This window comes from Zoogloea sp. (assembly GCF_023150065.1).
GTDB lineage: Bacteria > Pseudomonadota > Gammaproteobacteria > Burkholderiales > Rhodocyclaceae > Zoogloea.
Genome location: NZ_JAKLLN010000244.1, coordinates 1 through 516, shown reverse-complemented (window position 1 = coordinate 516; position 516 = coordinate 1). Strand labels below are relative to the sequence as shown.

Below are 516 nucleotides of genomic sequence, written 5' to 3'. Positions count from 1 at the left end.
ACATGCACCCGGCAGCCGCCGCCCCGGCAGGCGGACGGCACATAAACAAAGCCCTGCTCGGCCATGCTGATGTCGGCCGGCAGGCCGCCGATGAAGGGCCGCTGGTCGAAGGCCTGGAGCGATGCGGGCTCGGGAGCCCGCGCGGGTTCGAGCTTGCCCAGCAGGTGCCGGAGCAGTTCGCCGGGCGCGTCGAAATCGCCGCAGCGATTGATGTAGGGCGGCTCAGATGTATTGCAGGCGTTGGGCTTGCCGTCGGCCACCGAGATCATCGCGTGGCCGGCGTCGGGCAGGCTCACCCGCCGCAGTGCATCGCCGGGCACCCATTGCCGGTAGAAGGCTTCCAGCGCGTCCATCACCGGCGGCTCGACGGTGCGGTCGGCCCCGCCGCCGAGCATCCACACCCGGTCGTCGGCGAGGCCTTCGGGAGGGTCGATGAGGCCCAGGCGGGCGCGGGATTCCATGCGCGGCCGGATCTCGGTGGGCTTGGGCGGCGGTGCCCAGGCTGAAGGCGACATG

The 516-nt window shown here is 71.5% G+C and carries 1 pseudogene; it reads right to left on the bottom strand.

The features are described from left to right. Positions 1-461 (bottom strand): annotated as a pseudogene (locus tag L6Q67_RS24490) (poly(3-hydroxybutyrate) depolymerase); the annotation flags it as partial. Between the last annotated feature and the right edge of the window lie 55 nt (positions 462-516).